The sequence below is a fragment of the Serratia sp. CY43202 genome (assembly GCF_052168755.1).
In the GTDB taxonomy this organism is placed as follows: Bacteria; Pseudomonadota; Gammaproteobacteria; order Enterobacterales; family Enterobacteriaceae; genus Serratia; species Serratia bockelmannii.
This window is the reverse complement of sequence record NZ_JBJNMB010000003.1, coordinates 89,843-103,706: the sequence shown is the minus strand read 5'-3', so window position 1 is coordinate 103,706 and position 13,864 is coordinate 89,843. Positions and strand designations below refer to the sequence as shown.

Sequence of the window (13,864 nt, the reverse complement as noted above, 5' to 3'; positions counted from 1 at the left end):
AGGCTTGCTTTCATGAGTTCAACAACAGGCCAGTTCGAACGTCAGGCGTTCAGGCACCACGCCATTTTCACTGTCCAGCGGCAGGAAACGAATGGCATAACGCGTCTTGTGGCCGGAAATCTGCGGATAAAGCTGCGGCGCCAGATGGAGGCGCAGGCGCAGGAGATCCGCCCCTTCGGCGTTGTCCTGGAAAAAGCCGTTCAGGCTGATTTGATTGCGGAATGGCCCGGATTGGCGGATCAGATCCAACACCATGATCAGCGCCTGGTTCAGCGGATCCAGCGACTGTAGCCAGGCGGCGACGTCGGCATCGCGATCCTGCTGCGGCGCGTGCATCCACATGTGCAGGGTTGGCAGATCGAAGCTGCAGCAGCCGCCGGGAATGTTCAGCCGCTGACGGACCAGACCGATCAGCCGGTCTTCACGCAGCGCCTGGCCGAGGCGCGGCGCCGCCATCAGCGCCGATGAGCGCGACTTCAATTGGCCGCGCAGCTGATCGATCAGCGCCATATCCACGCCCGGCACATCGGCCCAGGCCAACAGTTTCTGCTGCTGGCGCTCCAGCTCTTTGAGCAGTTCGGTGCGCACTTCGCCGCGCTCCAGCACGTCCAGCAGGTCGGAGACGGTGCGAAAGAAGGTGAGGGCGATGGCGGTTTCACTCAGGGCGCGTTGGCCGTGCAGCTGTTGCAGCAGGAATTCGATGCGCAGCCAGGTGCGCATTTTTTCGTTCAGCGGATGTTCAAAGAGAACGGTTGGGGAAACATCACTCATGCAGTTTAATCCTGTTGGGGCGCTGTTGCCGCCAGTTCAAGGTAGCGACGATGCAGTGCGGCGACCTGTGGCTCTATCCCCTGAGCGGCGCCGCTGTTGTCAATAATGTCATCCGCCACGGCGAGGCGCTGCTGGCGCGTGGCCTGGGCGGCGAGAATGCTCTGCGCTTGCTCGCGGCTGATGCCGTCGCGCGCGATGGTGCGAGCCAACTGGGTTTCGGTGTCGACGTCGATCACCAGCACCCGATCGGCGCGATCCTGCAGGCCGTTTTCCACCAGCAGCGGCACCACCCACAGCGCGTACGGGCTGGCCGCCTGCGCCAGTTGGCGTTGGGTCTCGCGGTGTATCAGCGGATGCAGCAGTTGGTTCAGCCAGGTTTTATCATCGGGGTGGCTGAAGATTCGCTGACGCAGAGCAGCGCGGTTGAGCGCGCCGTCCGGCAGCAACATTTCATTACCAAATCGCTCGGCGATCGCGGCCAGAGCAGGGGTGCCCGGCTCAACGACCTGACGGGCGATCACGTCGGCATCGACAATGGCTGCGCCGTGGCGCGCAAAGGCGTTCGCAACGGTCGTTTTGCCGCTGCCTATGCCCCCGGTCAACGCAACAATGTAGGCCATGGTGTTAGGTGCATCCGATGTTCATAAAAAAATAATAGACGAATCATAAAGCGATCGCGCAGAAGTGCAAGTCGGCAGGCGGCGCTTGCGCCTCGGCCCCGTTTGGACGGCGAGAAAAAGCGCAGCGGCACGGCAGAAATGAGCGGGCAATCACACTGCGATTATGCAGGTAAATTTGTCGGATTGTAGCGTAAATAAAGGCGAATTCGCAGTCTTGTTCGGCGATTATTAGCGCGTATTATAACGTCACTGGAACTGGCATTAATCTCGCCGCCGTCTTTTTGCGCCACTGGAAAGCCGTCGGGCAGAGGTTCGAACATCCTCCTTGCGATCCGTCGCCATTAACCAGGAAATCATAAGTCATGCGTATTGAAGAAGATTTGAAGTTGGGCTTTAAAGACGTGTTGATCCGCCCTAAGCGCTCCACGCTGAAAAGCCGTTCCGAGGTTGAACTGGAACGTCAGTTTACCTTCAAGCATTCAGGTTGCAGCTGGTCCGGCGTGCCGATTATCGCCGCCAACATGGACACAGTGGGTACCTTCCGCATGGCCGAGGCCCTGGCTTCTTTCGACGTTCTCACCGCCGTACACAAACATTACAGCGTCGAGCAATGGGCTGATTTCGTGCAGCGCATGCCGGAATCGGTGCTGCGCCACGTGATGGTGTCCACCGGCACTTCCGAAGCCGACTTCACCAAAATGCAGCAGATCCTGGCCCTGTCTCCGGCGCTGAAATTCATCTGTATCGACGTGGCCAACGGCTACTCTGAACACTTCGTCGCCTTCCTGCAGAAAGCGCGCGAAGCCTGCCCGAATCACGTGATCTGCGCCGGCAACGTAGTGACCGGCGAGATGGTGGAAGAGTTGATCCTCTCCGGCGCCGACATCGTTAAAGTCGGCATTGGCCCGGGGTCGGTATGCACCACCCGCGTGAAAACCGGCGTGGGCTATCCGCAGCTGTCGGCGGTAATCGAATGCGCCGATGCGGCCCACGGGCTGGGCGGCCAAATCGTCAGCGACGGCGGCTGCTCGGTGCCGGGCGATGTCGCCAAAGCCTTCGGCGGCGGCGCGGACTTCGTGATGCTGGGCGGCATGCTGGCCGGCCACGACGAGTGCGAAGGCACCGTGGTGGAAGAGAAAGGCGAGAAGTTCATGCTGTTCTACGGCATGAGCTCCGAGTCAGCGATGAAGCGCCATGTCGGCGGCGTAGCGGAGTATCGCGCGGCCGAAGGGAAAACCGTCAAGCTGCCGCTGAGGGGCGAGGTGGAGTTTACCGTGCGCGATATCCTCGGTGGTCTGCGTTCCGCCTGCACCTACGTCGGCGCCGAGCGTTTGAAAGAGCTGACCAAGCGCACCACCTTTATCCGCGTGGCAGAGCAGGAAAACCGCGTCTTCGGCAGCAAATAAGCCGCACCTTGCATTCGGGCGCAGCACACCGCGGCGCCCGCTATCCTCTTCCCCTTATCCCAACACGCTGCCCAGTTGAAAGATAGGCAGGTACATGGCGATCACCAAAGCGCCGACAATCCCGCCCACCACCAGCATCAGCAGCGGCTCCAGCGTTTGCGCCAGCGTATCGGCCAGCTCGTGCGTCTGCCGTTCATACCACTGTGCCAATTTATCCAGCAAGGCGTCCAGCGAACCGGACTCTTCGCCCACCCGCACCAACTGCCGGCACAGCGGCGGAAACAGCGGTTGCAGGCCCATGGCTTGATGAAAGGCTTCGCCTTCGGCGATCTGCCGTCGCACCTGCTCCAGCGCCTGTCGGTACAGCAGATGGTCAGCCGCCAGCGCCGCCGCGCTCAAGCCTTCCACCAGCGTCAGCCCGGCGCGTTGGGTCATGGTCAGGATGCGAAATGTTTGGCTCAGCGCGCCGCCGCTCACCAGCCGGGCGATCAGCGGCAGGCGAAGCAAGAGTGCCTGTTCACGTCTGCGCCACGGCGGGCGCGGATGCAGCCAGCGGCAGTAGCCGAACAGCGATGCGCCGAGCAGCAGCGCCAAATAGGGGCCAACGGCGATCAGCAGCGCGGACAACTTCAATAGCCCTTGGGTAAACCAGGGCAGTGGCGCATCGAACGATTGATAAACCTTGGCGAATTCTGGCAGCACCATCACCAGCATCAGCACGCTGACCAGCAGCGCCACCGCACAGATGAAGAGGGGATACCGCAGCGCCTTGGTCACCTTGCGGCGCAGCAGCAGCTGGGCTTCTTGCTGTTGTGCCAGCTGCAGGCAGCAGCGATCGAGGTTACCGGTCAGTTCGCCGATGGCGATCAGCTGGCGGTAGATCAGGGGAAAAATCCCCGGTTGTTCGGCGAGGGTTTCGGAAAGCGGTTGCCCTTCGCGCACCTGGTCGGCCAGCTGGCGCAGCAGGCAGCGCCAGGCTGCCGAAGGATGCTCTGCTGCCAGCAACTGCAGCGCATCGACCAGCGGCAACCCCGCCTGCAGCAGAGTGGCGAGCTGGCGGGTGAAGTGGATTAAGGGTTCTCCACGCCATTGGCCGGGCGTAACGCGTTTGCCGTGCCCGATTCGGCACGGTTGCATGCCTTGCTCAATCAGTAATCGGCTCACCTGCCGTTTTTCTTCGCTCATCAGTTCGCCGCGGCGTAAGGCGCCCTGAGCGTCGAAAGCCTGCCACAGAAACAGGCGGCGTGCTTTCATGACGTGGTTGCGCCGAGCTGGACGACGTCGATCACGCGATACAGTTCTTCCAGCGAGGTCGTGCCTTCGGCGGCCAGAGTCAGCCCGGCCTGCAGCAGCGAAAGCTGCCCCTGCTCACGGGCGATATTCGCCAGCAGGCTAGGAGCAGCGTTCGCCAGCAGCGCCGCCTGTATTTCCGGCGTAATGGCCAACAGCTCATACACGCCGATGCGCCCATAGTAACCGCCGAAGCAGTGCTCGCAGCCGTCGGCGCGCCAGGCGGTCAGCGGTTCTGGCCAGATCGCGGTGGGAAAATGCGTCGGCTGGCTTTGCGGGTAGCGGCAGTGGCGACACAGCCTGCGCACCAACCGCTGCGCGACGATCAGCTTCAGGCAGCCGGCGAGCAGGTAACCGGGGATCCCCATGTGCATCAGCCGCGTCAGGGTTTCGCCAGTGGAGTTGGTATGCAGCGTTGACAGCACCAGGTGGCCAGTTTGCGCGGCCTTGACCGCGATCTCGGCGGTTTCCGCATCGCGGATCTCGCCGATCATGATGACGTCCGGATCCTGACGCAGCAGGGCGCGCAGCACCCGGGCGAAGCTCAGCTCGGTTTTGGCGTTGATCTGGGTCTGATTAATGCCGAACAGCGGGATCTCGACCGGATCCTCGACGCTGCATAGGTTGCTTTGCGCATCGTTCAACTGGCGCAGACCGCTGTACAGCGTCACCGTCTTGCCGCTGCCGGTCGGGCCGGTCACCAGGATTAACCCTTGCGGGCAGGCCAGCGCCGTCGAGTAGCGCGCCAGATCCGCCCGGCTCATGCCCAACTGATCCAGCGGCAGCTCCTGCTGCTCACCCTGCTGGACGCGCAGCACCACCTTTTCGCCGTGCAGCGTCGGCAGGGTGGCGATACGCATGGCATAGCGCGCGCTGTCCAGCGTCAGGCTGAGCTGCCCGTCCTGAGGCTGACGGCGCTCGGCGATATCCAACTGGCCGAGGATCTTCAGCCGGGCGATGAGGCGCGCGGTCAGCTGCGGCGGCGGTGAGGCGAGGGTTTGCAGCACGCCGTCGATGCGCAGACGAATGCGAAAATGCTGCCGAAAGGGCTCGAAGTGGATGTCCGAGGCGCGGCGCTGAATGGCCAGGCGCAGCGTCTGGTTGATGAACTGTACCACCGGCGCATCGCCGTCGTCGGGGTAGGCGATATCGGTTGTGTCCTCTTCGGCTGCCAGCGGTGCCGAGAGCGGCTCGTGGTGCTGATTCAGCGCCAGCTCCAACCTGGCCGCCGGCCATTGTTCCAGATGGATGCGTTTGCCGGTGGCGAAACGCAGCGCCACCAGCAGCCCCTGCGGCGCTTCTTCGCTGAGCGCGACCGTCAGGGTGGTCGGGTCTTCGCTCAGCGCCAGCGCCTGATAGCGCCGACACAGGGTGTGAACCTCTTCGCTGATTTGCGCGTTCATCGCTGCTACTCCGCTGCGTCGTCGAAGCGGAAGACTTCCCGGCACACCTCAACCAGCGTCGCGTTTTCGCTGCTGCACAGCCGGGTCCAGTGGGTCAGCCCATCGGCGTTCGATTTGGGGGTTAACGCCACCGCCAGCCCCTGCAGCGTTTGGGCGCCGGTCAGCGTGATGACGCCTTTAACGACTTTCACCTCGCTGACGTAACGCGACGCGCCGCCGGTGGGAATGCCTTTGCTGCCAGCGTCACAGCCGGCGGGCGCGCCTTCATCCAGCACGCACAGTTCGACCGCCAGTTTATACGGCGCCATGGTTTGCAGCATGTCGGTCATCGCCGCTTTCTGGATGTAGCGCTGGTAGGCAGGAATGCCGATGGCGCTGAGGATGGCGATGATGGCGATCACCACCATCAGTTCGATCAGGCTAAAGCCGCGTTGCGTTTCCATGCGTTGTTTCCTCCATAAGGGTGTGGAAAACAACGGTAGCGGTTTGCGCGGGGGAACGGCGAGCGGGTTTTACGCGTTTCTCGGCGTGCTTCCATCAGTAATGATGCCGTTTGCAGCGGAGGGAAAAACGGTGCGAGGGGCTTCGCAAATCTGCGGTAACGCCCCCGGCGGCGGCCGGGGGCGAGGGGATCATTTGAAGCGCATCGACAGATCGAGCGCGGTCACATGTTTGGTCAGCGCGCCGACCGAAATGTAATCCACGCCGGTCTCGGCGAAGGTGCGCAGCGTCTCGCTGGTGACGTTGCCGGATACCTCCAACTGGGCGCGGCCCTGGGTTTGGGCGACCGCCTGACGCATCATCTCGACGCTGAAGTTGTCCAGCATGATGATGTCGGCGCCGGCGTCCAGCGCCTGCTGCAGTTCATCAAGCGATTCGACTTCCACTTCCACCGGCACGTCGGCGTGCAGCCAGAAGGCTTTTTCCACTGCGTTTTTGATCGAGCCGGAGGCGATGATGTGGTTTTCCTTGATCAGGAAGGCATCGGACAGCCCCAGCCGGTGGTTGCTGCCGCCCCCGCACAGTACGGCATATTTCAACGCGGTGCGCAGGCCGGGCAAGGTCTTGCGGGTATCGAGCAGGCGAGTCTGGGTGCCTTCCAGCAGAGCCACATAGCGGCTGACCTCGGTCGCCACGCCGGAGAGCATCTGCACGAAGTTCAGCGCGGTGCGCTCGCCGGTCAACAGCACCCGCGCAGGGCCGCGCAGCCGGCAAAGCGGTTGGTTCGGTATCAGACGGTCGCCGTCTGCCACCAGCCACTCCACCTGCACCTGGTTGCCCAACTGAATAAAGACTTCGTTCAGCCAGCGGCGGCCACAGAACACGCCGGCTTCGCGGGTAATGACGGTGGCTTCGGCCTGCTTGTCCGCCGGTAACAATTGCGCGGTAATATCGCGCCCGGCGTCAACTTCACCTCCCAGGTCTTCGCGCAGCGCCTGGGCGACGGAATAGGGAATATCACTTTCAATACGTTCAAGAAGCTCGGTACGGCGACGGTCGGCACTGTAGCGGCGTGTCGGCATGGAAAACTCCGAAATGGACGGTTAGATCGTAGGGGAACATGCTACTCTGTTGCAGGAATAAGTACCACCGCAGAGAGGTGTCTGATGCAGTTGGAAAATGGCTGGATTGTCGGGGTGACGCGAGTGGTTTCGCCGCACTGCGATCGTCGCCCGGATGACGAGCCGCCCTCGCTGCTGGTCATCCATAACATCAGCCTGCCGCCCGGCGAATTCGGTGGCCCCTATATCGACCAGCTGTTCACCGGCACGCTCGATCCCGCGCAGCACCCTTATTTCGCCGAGATCCATCAGCTGCGAGTGTCTGCGCACTGCCTGATCCGCCGCGATGGGGAGATCGTGCAGTATGTGCCCTTCGACCAGCGCGCGTGGCACGCGGGCGTTTCTCTGTATCAGGGGCGCGAACGGTGCAACGATTTCTCCATCGGCATCGAGCTGGAAGGCACCGACCAGTTAGCCTACACCGAGGCGCAATATCGCACGCTGCAGGCGGTCACCGCGCTGCTGGCCGAACATTATCCGCCGTTGGCGGCGCATATCGCCGGGCATTGCGATATCGCCCCCGGCCGCAAAACCGATCCCGGGCCGGCGTTCGATTGGGATCGCTATCTGGCATCTCTGGAACAACGCGGCGCGCCTGCCGACGCTATGCTTGAGACAAGAAAAAGGGAGAGGAATCGCTAATGACGCTGTTTACGCTGTTGCTGGTTTTGGCCTGGGAGCGCCTGTTCAAGCTGGGGGAACACTGGCAGCTGGATCATCGCCTCGAAGTGGTATTTCAGCGGCTGCATCGGGTTTCGCTGGCGCAGACGCTGGCGATGACCGCCGCCTGGATGGTTGTCGTCTGGGGCGTTCTGTGGTTGTCGCACGGGTTATTCTTTGGCGTGGTGACGCTGCTGCTGTGGATCGTCATCGATCTGCTGTGCGTCGGCGCCGGCATCAAGCGCAAACACTACCGCGCCTACCTGAAAGCGGCGCGGCAGGGGGATACCCATGCCAGCGATCAGATGGCGGAAGAGCTGGCGTTGATCCACGGTTTGCCGGTGGACTGCAGTGAAGAGCTGCGTCTGCGCGAGCTGCAAAACGCGCTGCTGTGGATCAACTTCCGCTATTACCTGGCGCCGCTGTTCTGGTTCGTGGTCTTTGGGCCGTACGGGCCGATCGCGCTGGCGGGATATGCCTTCCTGCGCGCCTATCAAACCTGGCTGGCGCGCCACAATACGCCGCTGGAGCGTTCGCAGTCGGGCATCGATCACCTGCTGAACTGGCTGGACTGGATCCCGGTGCGTTTGGCCGGGGTGGCCTATGCGCTATTTGGCCACGGCGAGCGGGCGCTGCCGGCCTGGTTCGCCTCGCTGGGGGATCGGCATTCGTCGTCGTATCAGGTGTTGACGCGGCTGGCGCAGTTCTCGCTGGCGCGCGATCCGCATATGGATCCGGTGCAAACGCCGCGCGCGGCGGTGACGCTGGCGCGCAAGGTGACGATGATCATCGTGGTGGTGGTGGCGCTGTTGACCATTTACGGCACGCTGCTGTAAACCGCAGCGAAAAACAAAACGGGCGCCGAGGCGCCCATTTTTTTGGCCATCCGGCCGGGATTACAGCTTGGCGAAGCAGCGACGCGCGGCGTCGATGGTGCGCTGGATGTCTTCCTTGCTGTGCGCCACGGACATGAAGCCCGCTTCGAAGGCGGACGGTGCCAGATACACCCCTTCTTCCAACATCAGGTGGAAGAAGCGCTTGAAGCGTTCCACGTCGCACTGCATCACGTCCTGGTAGCAGGTGACCGCCGGCGCGTCGGTGAAGAACAGGCCGAACATGCCGCCGACGTTGTTGACCACCAACGGGATATTCTCTTCCTGCGCCGCATGCAGCAGGCCTGCGGCCAGCATCTCGGTCAGTTCGGTCAGCGTCTGGTGCACGCCAACCTGCGACACTTCGGTCAGGCAAGCGTAGCCCGCCGCCATGGCGATCGGGTTGCCGGACAGGGTGCCCGCCTGGTAGACCGGACCGGTCGGCGCCAGCGCCTCCATCACATCGCGACGGCCGCCGAAGGCGCCCACCGGCATACCCCCGCCGATGATTTTGCCGAGGCAGGTCAGATCCGGCTCAACGCCGTAATAGGACTGCGCGCCGGCCAGAGCCACGCGGAAGCCGGTCATCACTTCGTCGATGATCAAGAGCGCGCCGTACTTGTCGCACAGGGCGCGCAGGCCCGGCAGGAATTCCGGCAGCGGCGGCACGCAGTTCATGTTGCCGGCGACCGGCTCGACGATGATACAGGCGATCTCTGACGGGTACTGTTCGAAGGCGGCGCGCACCGAATCCAGATCGTTATAGGTGCAGGTCAGAGTGTGTTTGGCGAAGTCGGCCGGCACGCCCGGTGAGTTCGGCTGGCCGAGGGTCAGCGCGCCGGAGCCGGCTTTCACCAGCAGGCAGTCGGCGTGGCCGTGGTAGCAGCCTTCGAACTTGATGATTTTATCGCGGTTGGTGTAGCCGCGCGCCAGGCGGATGGCGCTCATGGTGGCTTCGGTGCCCGAGTTCACCATGCGCACCATATCCATCGTCGGCACCAGCTCGGTGACCAGCTGCGCCATTTTGACTTCCATCTCGGTCGGCGCGCCGAAGCTCAGGCCGCGCTGCGCCGCTTCGATCACCGCGTCGCGGATCGCCGGGTGGTTATGCCCCAGCACCATCGGCCCCCAGGAACCGACATAGTCGATATAGGCCTTGCCGTCGGCATCGAACAGGTAAGCCCCGTCTGCGCGCTCGATAAACAGCGGCACACCGCCTACGCCGGTGAATGCACGCACCGGAGAGTTTACCCCGCCGGGGATCAACTGTTGCGCCTGGGCGTACAGACTTTCGGACTTGCTGTGTAGGCTCATAAATCGGCTCCTGGATTCTCTTTTGAATGATTTGACCGCGCTATTCTAGAGGAGAGCGCCGCGTTATGAAACGATCACAGTCAGATACCATTAACGGCAGCGCCCGCCGCCGGGTTGGGGTAGAATTATCGCCCTGCCTATTTGTATTACAAATTACCTGACGAATTATTCGCGATGACAGAATCATACTCACAGCCCGTCGGGACGTTGAGCCCGCGCCTTAGCCGCAGCGATGCGGTGCGCCAGTTTATCCGCCGCGATAAAACGCCGGTGGCGATCTTGTTGATGGCCGCGCTGGTGGGGACGCTGGCTGGTTTGCTTGGCGTGGCCTTCGATAAAGCGGTGGAGTGGGTGCAGCAGCAGCGGCTGGCTTCGCTGGCGCAGGTCGCCGACTCCTGGATCCTGGTGTGGCCGCTGGCGTTTATCCTGTCCGCCGCGCTGGCGGCGCTGGGCTATTACCTGGTGCGGCGCTTTGCGCCTGAGGCGGGCGGCTCGGGCATTCCGGAGATCGAAGGCGCGCTGGAGGAGCTGCGGCCGGTGCGCTGGTGGCGCGTGATACCGGTGAAATTCATCGGCGGCATGGGCACGCTGGGGGCGGGTATGGTGCTGGGGCGCGAAGGGCCCACGGTGCAAATGGGCGGCAACGTCGGGCGCATGGTATTGGACGTGCTGCGCATTCGCGGCGCCGAGGCGCGTCATTCGCTGCTGGCGACCGGGGCCGCCGCCGGGCTGTCCGCCGCGTTCAACGCGCCGCTGGCCGGCATTCTGTTTATCATCGAAGAGATGCGGCCGCAGTTTCGCTACAACCTGATCTCGATTAAAGCGGTGTTTATCGGCGTTATCATGTCGAGCGTGGTGTACCAGCTGTTTAACGGCCAGGGCTCGGTGATCGCGGTCGACAAACTTTCTTCGGCGCCCATCAACACCCTGTGGCTCTATCTGGTGCTGGGGGCGATATTCGGCGCGGTGGGCGTGGGGTTCAACGCGCTGATCTTCCGCACCCAAGACATGTTCGCGCGCCTGCACGGCGGCAGAATGCGCAATATCTTGTTGATGGGTGGGTTGCTCGGCGGCGTGTGTGGCATTCTGGGGTTGATTCAGCCAGAGGCGGCGGGCGGCGGCTTTGGGCTGATCCCGATCGCCGCGGCGGGCAATTACAGCGTCGGCATGTTGATGTTTATCTTCATTACCCGCATCTTCACCACGCTGCTGTGCTTCGGTTCCGGCGCGCCGGGTGGCATCTTTGCGCCGATGCTGGCGCTGGGCACGCTGTTCGGCACCGCCTTCGGGCTGGCGGGGGCGCATCTGTTCCCGCAATACGGCATCGAAGCGGGCACCTTCGCCATCGCCGGTATGGGGGCGCTGTTCGCCGCCACGGTGCGGGCCCCGTTGACCGGTATCGTGCTGGTGCTGGAAATGACCGACAACTACCAGCTGATTTTACCGATGATCATCACCTGCCTCGGCGCCACGGTAGTGGCGCAGCTGCTCGGCGGCAAGCCGCTGTATTCATCGATCTTGGCTCGCACCCTGCAAAGGCAGGAGGCGCAGCTGGCACGGGAAGCGGCGGAGAAAACAGGTAAAGAAAATACAACAAATGCGGTGAATACTTGAACGCAACACTCAGGTATCGGATAATCGTTAATATTAATCAGGCAGCCATAGTCGCGATCTGATGCTGAACAATGTTGGGAGTAAAGAGTATGAGTGATCAAACGGCACTGCCCCTGCAATTTACCGAGGCAGCAGCAAACAAGGTTAAGTTCCTGATTGCTGACGAAGAAAACCCGAACCTGAAGTTGCGGGTTTACATTACCGGCGGCGGCTGCAGCGGATTCCAGTACGGCTTCACTTTTGACGACAAGGTCAACGATGGCGACATGACCATCGAGAAGCAGGGCGTGGCGCTGGTGGTCGATCCGATGAGCCTGCAGTATCTGGTCGGCGGTTCGGTGGACTACACCGAAGGGCTGGAAGGGTCGCGCTTCGTGGTGACCAACCCGAATGCCAAAACCACCTGCGGTTGCGGTTCGTCGTTTAGCATCTGAGTTTGCCTGTCAGAACATCAACCCGCTCGCCTTAGGCCGGCGGGTTTTTTTTATACCTACCATTACCATTCCACGAGGATCACTTCCGCACCGTTCTGCTGCGTCGGTGGGTTGCGGATGATCTTCGGCTGCGCCGTCGCGTGGCTGCATTCGGCCTGGGGGACGACGGCTTCGAGGCGCACGGCGCATTGTGGTTCAATGGTCAGGGTAACGCCGATCTGGCCGCTGACGGCATCGGCATACGCGGCGCCACTCAGCAGGGCGCCACAGCAGGCAAGCAGAATTTTTTTCATCATTGCGGGAATAGTCATCCGTAAGCCATCTTGTGATGACTTATCGGCAAAAAGTTAAAAAGTCTTAACAGCGCGGGGAAGGGATTAACCTGCGGATAACAGAATTTTACATCGTCACTACGCTATTTTTTGGACGAAAATAATACCACTGGACCCGTTTTTAGTCTAATAAATCACCCGGTGCGGCGTTGCCACGCGTCGCCCCGCAGGGCGACGGCTCAGCGTTCGAGAATAAAGGCGGGCAGTTTGAGGTGCCAGCGGATGGCCGCCAGCCGAATGGCCAGCGTGATGATCATGCCCAGCATCATGGCCTGTTGCAGCGGCATGTGGAAGGTGTAAAACGCCGTGGCGTGCGCGATGCCGCCGATGATGCAGGCGGTGGCGTAAATTTCGGTGCGTAGGATCATCGGGATCTCGCGTGCCAGCACGTCGCGGATAATGCCGCCGCCGACGCCGGTGATCACCCCCATGCAAATTGCCACCAGCGGGCCGGTGCCGGCCGCGAAGGCTTTGTTGACGCCGATGCCGACGAACACCGCCAGCCCGACGGCGTCCAGCACCGGCAGCACCCACTTCGGCAGACGGCGCGGCTGGCGCACCAGCAGCAGCGTCAATATGCAGGTGATCATCGCCACCACCAGATCGGTGGGATCCTTGACCCAGAATACCGGACCGTTGGCCAGTGCCATATCGCGGATGGTGCCGCCGCCGACCGCGGTAACCACGCCCAATACCAGCACGCCGAACGGATCCATGCGCAGCTTGCCGGCCAGCAATACACCGGAGACGGCGAACACCGCGGTGCCGAGAATATCCAGCCAGAACACCAGCATCAGCGGATCTCCGCCAGCTGGCGGCACAGCTGCTGCGCCGCCAACAGGATGCGCGGCCCGCCGCGGTTGAACCAGTCTTCGTTCAGCGCGATCACCGGCACCTGCAGCTGCGGGGCCCAGAAGGCTTTCACATTGGCGGCTTCTTTCGCGCCCCCGGTGATGACGATGGCCTGCGGCTGGCGCGCCAACACCTGCTCGCGGCTGATCTGCGGCCAAGGGGTGCGGCTGTCGGCGAAGACGTTCTGCCCGCCGCACAGCGCCAGCACCTGGCTCTGTAATGTGGCGCCGGCGCTGGTGAACAGCGGCTGGGTGCCGAACTGCAGCAACACGCGCCGTGGCGAGTTAGCGGCGTATTGTTGTTTGAGAGCGGCGAACTGGCGGCGAAGGCCTTCCGCCGCCTGATGCGCCTGCTCCGGGTGCGGGCTGTATTGCGCCAGCTTGTCCAGCAAACCGGCGATCCCTTCGAGGGTATCGGCGTCCGCATAGAAAATCGGGATGCCGAACGCGGCGAGCTGATCCAGCACGCGCTGCGGATTGCCGCCGCGCCAGGCGAGGATCAGATCCGGCTTGAGCGCCAGCACCCGCTCCAGGTTGATGCCCTGCCAGGAGGCCACCTGCTCCAGCTTGGCGGCCTGCGGCGGATAATCGGAATAGGCGCTCGCCGCCACCAGCACATCGCCCATGCCGGCGGCATAGGCGAGTTCGGTGGCGTTGGGCGCCAGGCTGATCACCCGCTGGGCGGCGCCGACCGGCAGGGCCAGCCAGAGCGCCAACAGACAGAGCATCGAGGTG

15 protein-coding genes are annotated in these 13,864 nt (G+C 62.5%); 5 read left to right on the top strand and 10 right to left on the bottom strand.

Annotated elements, in window-relative coordinates:
- Positions 1–18: 18 nt before the first annotated feature.
- Together zapD and coaE are read right to left on the bottom strand one after the other, a co-directional pair.
- Positions 19–771 carry a cell division protein ZapD gene (gene zapD, locus ACJ8J5_RS06980; protein WP_025301579.1) on the bottom strand — a complete coding sequence of 251 codons (753 nt, stop codon included), beginning with the start codon at positions 769–771 and terminating at the stop codon, positions 19–21.
- Positions 772–776: 5 nt separating this feature from the next.
- Positions 777–1,391, bottom strand: coding sequence for a dephospho-CoA kinase (coaE, locus tag ACJ8J5_RS06975; RefSeq protein ID WP_060434237.1), 615 nt, complete (start codon positions 1,389–1,391; stop codon positions 777–779).
- A 362-nt stretch (positions 1,392–1,753) separates the two neighbouring features.
- Here coaE and ACJ8J5_RS06970 point away from each other — a divergent pair, with 362 nt between their 5' ends.
- A complete protein-coding gene (locus ACJ8J5_RS06970) occupies positions 1,754–2,797 on the top strand; it encodes a GMP reductase (RefSeq protein ID WP_043135912.1) in 1,044 nt (347 codons plus the stop codon).
- Positions 2,798–2,851: 54 nt separating this feature from the next.
- On the opposite strand, the gene hofC is transcribed toward ACJ8J5_RS06970, so the two are convergent.
- The 4 genes from hofC to nadC form a co-directional block, all read right to left on the bottom strand.
- Positions 2,852–4,051 carry a protein transport protein HofC gene (gene hofC, locus ACJ8J5_RS06965; RefSeq protein ID WP_025301581.1) on the bottom strand — a complete coding sequence of 400 codons (1,200 nt, stop codon included), beginning with the start codon at positions 4,049–4,051 and terminating at the stop codon, positions 2,852–2,854.
- The gene (gspE, locus tag ACJ8J5_RS06960) at positions 4,048–5,490 is read right to left on the bottom strand and encodes a type II secretion system protein GspE (RefSeq protein WP_197836130.1); all 1,443 of its coding nucleotides are present in this window, start codon (positions 5,488–5,490) and stop codon (positions 4,048–4,050) included. The genes hofC and gspE overlap by 4 nt, the downstream gene beginning before the upstream one ends.
- A gap of 5 nt (positions 5,491–5,495) precedes the next feature.
- Entirely contained in the window at positions 5,496–5,933 is a 438-nt protein-coding gene (gene ppdD, locus ACJ8J5_RS06955; protein WP_099816579.1) for a prepilin peptidase-dependent pilin, read from the bottom strand.
- A gap of 189 nt (positions 5,934–6,122) precedes the next feature.
- Positions 6,123–7,013, bottom strand: a complete 891-nt coding sequence (gene nadC / locus ACJ8J5_RS06950) for a carboxylating nicotinate-nucleotide diphosphorylase (protein WP_025301584.1) — start codon at positions 7,011–7,013, stop codon at positions 6,123–6,125.
- Between the two features lie 84 nt (positions 7,014–7,097).
- Between nadC and ampD the strand changes: the two genes are divergently transcribed.
- A complete protein-coding gene (ampD, locus tag ACJ8J5_RS06945) occupies positions 7,098–7,694 on the top strand; it encodes a 1,6-anhydro-N-acetylmuramyl-L-alanine amidase AmpD (protein ID WP_025301585.1) in 597 nt (198 codons plus the stop codon).
- A complete protein-coding gene (gene ampE / locus ACJ8J5_RS06940; RefSeq protein WP_025301586.1) occupies positions 7,694–8,548 on the top strand; it encodes a beta-lactamase regulator AmpE in 855 nt (284 codons plus the stop codon). The genes ampD and ampE overlap by 1 nt, the downstream gene beginning before the upstream one ends.
- Positions 8,549–8,608: 60 nt before the next feature.
- Here ampE and hemL read toward each other — a convergent pair whose 3' ends face one another.
- Positions 8,609–9,898 (bottom strand): glutamate-1-semialdehyde 2,1-aminomutase, encoded by a 1,290-nt coding sequence (hemL, locus tag ACJ8J5_RS06935; RefSeq protein WP_025301587.1) that lies wholly within the window; start codon positions 9,896–9,898, stop codon positions 8,609–8,611.
- Between the two features lie 174 nt (positions 9,899–10,072).
- Between hemL and clcA the strand changes: the two genes are divergently transcribed.
- Both clcA and erpA read left to right on the top strand, forming a co-directional pair.
- Positions 10,073–11,512, top strand: a complete 1,440-nt coding sequence (clcA, locus tag ACJ8J5_RS06930; RefSeq protein WP_060448159.1) for a H(+)/Cl(-) exchange transporter ClcA — start codon at positions 10,073–10,075, stop codon at positions 11,510–11,512.
- An 89-nt stretch (positions 11,513–11,601) separates the two neighbouring features.
- Positions 11,602–11,946 (top strand): iron-sulfur cluster insertion protein ErpA, encoded by a 345-nt coding sequence (gene erpA, locus ACJ8J5_RS06925; RefSeq protein WP_004932708.1) that lies wholly within the window; start codon positions 11,602–11,604, stop codon positions 11,944–11,946.
- A gap of 62 nt (positions 11,947–12,008) precedes the next feature.
- Here erpA and ACJ8J5_RS06920 read toward each other — a convergent pair whose 3' ends face one another.
- The 3 genes from ACJ8J5_RS06920 to btuF form a co-directional block, all read right to left on the bottom strand.
- Positions 12,009–12,257: a hypothetical protein gene (locus tag ACJ8J5_RS06920; protein WP_404758854.1), complete on the bottom strand. Its 249-nt coding sequence runs from the start codon at positions 12,255–12,257 to the stop codon at positions 12,009–12,011.
- 200 nt (positions 12,258–12,457) lie between these two features.
- Positions 12,458–13,072 carry a TRIC cation channel family protein gene (locus ACJ8J5_RS06915; protein WP_103101736.1) on the bottom strand — a complete coding sequence of 205 codons (615 nt, stop codon included), beginning with the start codon at positions 13,070–13,072 and terminating at the stop codon, positions 12,458–12,460.
- The gene (gene btuF, locus ACJ8J5_RS06910; protein ID WP_141973024.1) at positions 13,072–13,857 is read right to left on the bottom strand and encodes a vitamin B12 ABC transporter substrate-binding protein BtuF; all 786 of its coding nucleotides are present in this window, start codon (positions 13,855–13,857) and stop codon (positions 13,072–13,074) included. Before btuF ends, ACJ8J5_RS06915 begins: the two co-directional genes overlap by 1 nt.
- Positions 13,858–13,864: the final 7 nt, after the last annotated feature.

Excerpts from the sequence above, each read along its gene's own strand:
- zapD (WP_025301579.1), bottom strand. The coding sequence starts at position 771 with ATGAGTGATGTTTCCCCAACCGTTCTCTTTGAACATCCGCTGAACGAA.
- coaE (WP_060434237.1), bottom strand. The coding sequence starts at position 1,391 with ATGGCCTACATTGTTGCGTTGACCGGGGGCATAGGCAGCGGCAAAACG.
- ACJ8J5_RS06970 (WP_043135912.1), top strand. The coding sequence starts at position 1,754 with ATGCGTATTGAAGAAGATTTGAAGTTGGGCTTTAAAGACGTGTTGATC.
- hofC (WP_025301581.1), bottom strand. The coding sequence starts at position 4,051 with ATGAAAGCACGCCGCCTGTTTCTGTGGCAGGCTTTCGACGCTCAGGGC.
- gspE (WP_197836130.1), bottom strand. The coding sequence starts at position 5,490 with ATGAACGCGCAAATCAGCGAAGAGGTTCACACCCTGTGTCGGCGCTAT.
- ppdD (WP_099816579.1), bottom strand. The coding sequence starts at position 5,933 with ATGGAAACGCAACGCGGCTTTAGCCTGATCGAACTGATGGTGGTGATC.
- nadC (WP_025301584.1), bottom strand. The coding sequence starts at position 7,013 with ATGCCGACACGCCGCTACAGTGCCGACCGTCGCCGTACCGAGCTTCTT.
- ampD (WP_025301585.1), top strand. The coding sequence starts at position 7,098 with ATGCAGTTGGAAAATGGCTGGATTGTCGGGGTGACGCGAGTGGTTTCG.
- ampE (WP_025301586.1), top strand. The coding sequence starts at position 7,694 with ATGACGCTGTTTACGCTGTTGCTGGTTTTGGCCTGGGAGCGCCTGTTC.
- hemL (WP_025301587.1), bottom strand. The coding sequence starts at position 9,898 with ATGAGCCTACACAGCAAGTCCGAAAGTCTGTACGCCCAGGCGCAACAG.
- clcA (WP_060448159.1), top strand. The coding sequence starts at position 10,073 with ATGACAGAATCATACTCACAGCCCGTCGGGACGTTGAGCCCGCGCCTT.
- erpA (WP_004932708.1), top strand. The coding sequence starts at position 11,602 with ATGAGTGATCAAACGGCACTGCCCCTGCAATTTACCGAGGCAGCAGCA.
- ACJ8J5_RS06920 (WP_404758854.1), bottom strand. The coding sequence starts at position 12,257 with ATGACTATTCCCGCAATGATGAAAAAAATTCTGCTTGCCTGCTGTGGC.
- ACJ8J5_RS06915 (WP_103101736.1), bottom strand. The coding sequence starts at position 13,072 with ATGCTGGTGTTCTGGCTGGATATTCTCGGCACCGCGGTGTTCGCCGTC.
- btuF (WP_141973024.1), bottom strand. The coding sequence starts at position 13,857 with ATGCTCTGTCTGTTGGCGCTCTGGCTGGCCCTGCCGGTCGGCGCCGCC.